Source organism: Caulobacter sp. SRI_014 (assembly GCF_057586315.1).
In genome coordinates this window covers 1-5,615 of the sequence record NZ_JBYCZQ010000020.1, presented here as the reverse complement: position 1 = coordinate 5,615, position 5,615 = coordinate 1, and the positions used below count along the sequence as shown (strand labels likewise).

The following is a 5,615-nucleotide window of genomic DNA, read 5'->3' as shown; positions in this document are numbered from 1 at the left end:
GCAAAAAGCCCCGCGAGCTTTCGCTTGCGGGGCTTTTTGTGATGCTTGGGTGCGGGAGCAGGATTTGAACCTGCGACCTTCAGGTTATGAGCCTGACGAGCTACCGGGCTGCTCCATCCCGCGGCAAGACCGGGGTGTTGTCATCGTAAGGTAAGGGTCAGCACGGTTCTTTGGGGAACCGTGGGGCTTTTGTTTCTCGTATCTCTTCGGCGGACCTGGCGGCGACCTACTCTCCCGCGCCTTAAGACGAAGTACCATTGGCCCTGGAGGACTTAACGACCGAGTTCGGAATGGGATCGGGTGGGGAACCTCCGGCATAGCCACCAGGTCGGCGGAAGAGATACGGGTGAAGACATCGTTGTCTGTAATACAGAGCGCGTGTTGTGTTCATGAGTTCAACTAAGAACGATCAAGCCGATCGAGCTATTAGTACCAGTAAGCTGCATGCCTCGCGGCACTTCCACACCTGGCCTATCAACGTGGTGGTCTACCACGGCTCTCAGCGAAGCCTTGTTTTGAGGTTAGTTTCCCGCTTAGATGCTTTCAGCGGTTATCTAGTCCACACTTAGCTACCCTGCTGCGCGGCTGGCGCCACGACAGGTCCACCAGAGGTGTGTCCATCCCGGTCCTCTCGTACTAGGGACAGATCCTCTCAAGCTTCGTACACCCACGGCAGATAGGGACCAAACTGTCTCACGACGTTCTGAACCCAGCTCACGTACCACTTTAATCGGCGAACAGCCGAACCCTTGGGACCTGCTCCAGCCCCAGGATGTGATGAGCCGACATCGAGGTGCCAAACTTTGCCGTCGATATGGACTCTTGGGCAAAATCAGCCTGTTATCCCTAGAGTACCTTTTATCCGTTGAGCGATGGCCCTTCCACGCAGGACCACCGGATCACTATGGCCGACTTTCGTCTCTGTTCGACTTGTCAGTCTCACAGTCAGGCGGGCTTATGCCATTGCACTCGACGACCGATTTCCGACCGGTCTGAGCCCACCATCGCGCGCCTCCGTTACACTTTGGGAGGCGACCGCCCCAGTCAAACTACCCGCCACGCCATGTCTCGGACCCCGATAAGGGGCCGCGGTTAGACGTCAACAACAGTAAGGGTGGTATTTCAAGGATGGCTCCGCCGGAGCTGGCGCCCCGGTTTCATAGCCTCCCACCTATCCTACACATGCTGCTGCTAACGCCAAGGCGAAGCTGTAGTAAAGGTTCATAGGGTCTTTCCGTCTGACCGCGGGAACCCCGCATCTTCACGGGGAATTCAATTTCGCTGAGCCTATGCTGGAGACAGTGGGGAAGTCGTTACGCCATTCGTGCAGGTCGGAACTTACCCGACAAGGAATTTCGCTACCTTAGGACCGTTATAGTTACGGCCGCCGTTTACCGGGGCTTCAATTCGCAGCTTGCACCACTCCTTTTAACCTTCCGGCACCGGGCAGGCGTCAGACCCTATACTTCGCCTTGCGGCTTCGCAGAGCCCTGTGTTTTTGCTAAACAGTCGCTACCCCCTGGCCTGTGCCACTCTACAAAGGTTGCCCTAAGCAGAGTCACGCTTATCCCGAAGTTACGCGTGCAATTTGCCGAGTTCCTTCAGCATAGTTCTCTCAAGCGCCTTGGTATACTCTACCTGTCCACCTGTGTCGGTTTCGGGTACGGTCTCCGTCAGAGTTATTTCCAGGGACCTCTTCCCTGCCCTCACAATCCAGTAAGTTCAGACAAGTTACGAGATCCGTCACTTCTGACTGGCTCAGGAATATTTACCTGATTCCCATCGACTACGCCTTTCGGCCTCGCCTTAGGGGCCGGCTAACCCTGCGCAGATTAGCTTTACGCAGGAACCCTTGGACTTTCGGCGAGAGTGTCTCTCACACTCTTTGTCGCTACTCATGTCAGCATTCTCACTTCCGATACCTCCAGGAAGGCTCACGCCTTCCCTTCGCAGGCTTACGGAACGCTCCGCTACCGCTTGCACCTAAGTGCAAACCCATACCTTCGGCGACTGGCTTGAGCCCCGTTACATTTTCCGCGCAGGATCGCTTGACCAGTGAGCTGTTACGCTTTCTTTAAATGATGGCTGCTTCTAAGCCAACATCCTGGTTGTCAAAGCAATCCCACATCGTTTCCCACTTAGCCAGTACTTGGGGGCCTTAGATGATGGTTAGGGTTGTTTCCCTTTTCACGACGGACGTTAGCACCCGCCGTGTGTCTGCCCGATAGTTCTCTTGGGTATTCGGAGTTTGGTTAGTATTGGTACAGCTCGCGCCGCCCGCAACCATCCAGTGCTCTACCCCCCAAGGAATACATCGAACGCTCTACCTAAATAGATTTCGCGGAGAACCAGCTATGTCCAGGTTTGATTGGCCTTTCACCCCTAGCCACAAGTCATCCCAGAATTTTTCAACATTCACGGGTTCGGTCCTCCAGTTGGTGTTACCCAACCTTCAACCTGCTCATGGCTAGATCACCTGGTTTCGGGTCGTCATGCGACGTACTTATTCGCCCTATTCAGACTCGCTTTCGCTGCGCCTACACCTAACGGCTTAAGCTTGCACGGCACATGAAGTCGCTGACCCATTATACAAAAGGTACGCCGTCACCACGCTCGGTGGCTCCGACTGCTTGTAGGCTTCCGATTTCAGGTTCTATTTCACTCCCCTCGTCGGGGTGCTTTTCACCTTTCCCTCACGGTACTTGTTCACTATCGGTCGTCGAGGAGTACTTAGGCTTGGAGGGTGGTCCCCCCATGTTCAGACAGGATTTCACGTGTCCCGCCCTACTCGAGTCTGTCGCTATTTGACGCTTACGGGGCTATCACCCACTATGGCCGATCTTTCCAGGATCGTTCAGCTTTATGTCACGACAGCACTGGCCTGGTCCCGGTTCGCTCGCCACTACTACGGGAGTCTCGGTTGATGTCCTTTCCTCCAGGTACTGAGATGTTTCAGTTCCCTGGGTTTGCTTAATGAAGCCTATGTATTCAGCTCATTATACCTTTGAACGCCCTACGAACCGTCTCCTGTACCGAAGCACAAAAGCAAGTTCGCAGACCGTAAAGGTGGGTTTCCCCATTCGGAGATTACCGGATCAAAGGGTGCTCGCGCCTCCCCGGTACTTATCGCAGCGTGCCACGTCCTTCATCGCCTCTCGACGCCAAGGCATCCTTCAGAAGCCCTTATGCGCTTGATCGTTCTCAGCAAAACTCATGCCCAGCCTATGATGTCCACACACCCCTAGGGAGGTGCACAGACGCTGGTCATGCGCTTTGTATTTGTCAGACAATGATGTCTTCAAAGTCCTCCCTTAAAGCGCTTATCCTCATCTCCAGGGGGAGACTTGGGGCGCCGGGCTGACCCTTGCTTTACGATGTCACTTCGCAACCAAACCCGGTCCCCAGAAGGAGCGCCAGGCGGCTGCAAACTTGTATCTTTCTATCGATCGCTTTTCAGAGGTCTCCGTGAGACCTGGTGGAGCCAGACGGGATCGAACCGACGACCTGATGCTTGCAAAGCACCCGCTCTACCAACTGAGCTATGGCCCCATAAGGGTGAGCCCAGCGGAGCTGGTCAGTTCATATCCGCGACTTGAAGGGATGGTAGGCCTGGGCAGACTCGAACTGCCGACCTTACGCTTATCAGGCGTACGCTCTAACCACCTGAGCTACAGGCCTCCATGAAGCCTTCAAGGCTTGGAAGCGCCTGCGTCAGTGAGGCTTAGCGCCACCCTGGGCTCGCGATCGCATCACCAACCTGTTGACCCCCAGATGGGATCCGCCGGCCGGCGATGAGTGGAAAGAGAAACGAAGACGGCGACGTTCCGCACCTATTTAAAGATGTCTTGGAACGCCTCAGTAGACCATCCGTGAGGAAGGCCTGGAGAAGCATCCTTAGAAAGGAGGTGATCCAGCCGCAGGTTCCCCTACGGCTACCTTGTTACGACTTCACCCCAGTCGCTGACCCTACCGTGGTCGGCTGCCTCCATTGCTGGTTAGCGCACCGCCTTCGGGTAAAGCCAACTCCCATGGTGTGACGGGCGGTGTGTACAAGGCCCGGGAACGTATTCACCGCGGCATGCTGATCCGCGATTACTAGCGATTCCGACTTCATGCTCTCGAGTTGCAGAGAACAATCCGAACTGAGACGACTTTTTGGGATTGGCTCACCATCGCTGGCTTGCAGCCCTCTGTAGTCGCCATTGTAGCACGTGTGTAGCCCACCTTGTAAGGGCCATGAGGACTTGACGTCATCCCCGCCTTCCTCCGGATTAACTCCGGCAGTCCTGTTAGAGTGCCCAACTAAATGGTGGCAACTAACAGCGAGGGTTGCGCTCGTTGCGGGACTTAACCCAACATCTCACGACACGAGCTGACGACAGCCATGCAGCACCTGTGTCCTAGTCCCCGAAGGGAAAGCTGCATCTCTGCAGCGGTCCAGGCATGTCAAAAGGTGGTAAGGTTCTGCGCGTTGCTTCGAATTAAACCACATGCTCCACCGCTTGTGCGGGCCCCCGTCAATTCCTTTGAGTTTTAATCTTGCGACCGTACTCCCCAGGCGGAGTGCTTAATGCGTTAGCTGCGTCACCGACATGCATGCATGCCGACAACTAGCACTCATCGTTTACAGCGTGGACTACCAGGGTATCTAATCCTGTTTGCTCCCCACGCTTTCGAGCCTCAGCGTCAGTATTGGGCCAGTATGTCGCCTTCGCCACTGGTGTTCTTCCGAATATCTACGAATTTCACCTCTACACTCGGAGTTCCACATACCTCTCCCAAACTCAAGATAGCCAGTATCAAAGGCAGTTCCAAGGTTGAGCCCTGGGCTTTCACCTCTGACTGAACTATCCGCCTACGCTCCCTTTACGCCCAGTAATTCCGAGCAACGCTAGCCCCCTTCGTATTACCGCGGCTGCTGGCACGAAGTTAGCCGGGGCTTCTTCTCCGGGTACCGTCATTATCGTCCCCGGTGAAAGAATTTTACAATCCTAAGACCTTCATCATTCACGCGGCATGGCTGCGTCAGGCTTTCGCCCATTGCGCAAGATTCCCCACTGCTGCCTCCCGTAGGAGTTTGGGCCGTGTCTCAGTCCCAATGTGGCTGATCATCCTCTCAGACCAGCTACTGATCGTAGCCTTGGTGAGCCATTACCTCACCAACAAGCTAATCAGACGCGGGCCGCTCTAATGGCGATAAATCTTTCCCCCGAAGGGCACATTCGGTATTAGCTCAAGTTTCCCTGAGTTGTTCCGAACCAAAAGGCACGTTCCCACGTGTTACTCACCCGTCCGCCACTAATCCCGAAGGATCCGTTCGACTTGCATGTGTTAGGCCTGCCGCCAGCGTTCGCTCTGAGCCAGGATCAAACTCTCAGGTTGAGTTGACATTGACTCCAGTAGTTCGCTCCGATTGCTCGAAGCTGCGTATCTGGTTTTGCATAGTATCTTGACGAGTTCCCATTCACATTGACCGCTCAGCCGAAGCCGAACGATCGATATTCATGGTGTCTTCAAGAGACCGCATTTTGTCGACGTCGAGATGAGTTGGTTAAACCCATCGCCAGAACGTCGCCGCCTGCGTTTCTCTTTCCAAATCTACAATGTCAAAGACC

Annotated in this window: 3 tRNA genes and 3 rRNA genes; all 6 read right to left on the bottom strand. The window is 54.9% G+C overall.

What is annotated here, in order from left to right:
- Positions 1-46: 46 nt before the first annotated feature.
- The 6 genes from AC2YG9_RS22420 to AC2YG9_RS22395 all read right to left on the bottom strand — a co-directional run bounded on the left by AC2YG9_RS22420 (position 47) and on the right by AC2YG9_RS22395 (position 5,382).
- Positions 47-123: transfer RNA gene (locus AC2YG9_RS22420), tRNA-Met, on the bottom strand.
- 90 nt (positions 124-213) lie between these two features.
- Positions 214-328: ribosomal RNA gene (rrf, locus tag AC2YG9_RS22415) — 5S ribosomal RNA — on the bottom strand.
- A 77-nt stretch (positions 329-405) separates the two neighbouring features.
- Positions 406-3,197: ribosomal RNA gene (locus tag AC2YG9_RS22410) — 23S ribosomal RNA — on the bottom strand.
- Positions 3,198-3,473: 276 nt separating this feature from the next.
- A tRNA-Ala gene (locus AC2YG9_RS22405) sits at positions 3,474-3,549 on the bottom strand.
- A gap of 52 nt (positions 3,550-3,601) precedes the next feature.
- Positions 3,602-3,678, bottom strand: a tRNA-Ile gene (locus AC2YG9_RS22400).
- Between the two features lie 220 nt (positions 3,679-3,898).
- Positions 3,899-5,382 (bottom strand): 16S ribosomal RNA (locus AC2YG9_RS22395).
- Together the 16S, 23S and 5S rRNA genes with 3 tRNA genes alongside form the textbook arrangement of a ribosomal RNA operon.
- Between the last annotated feature and the right edge of the window lie 233 nt (positions 5,383-5,615).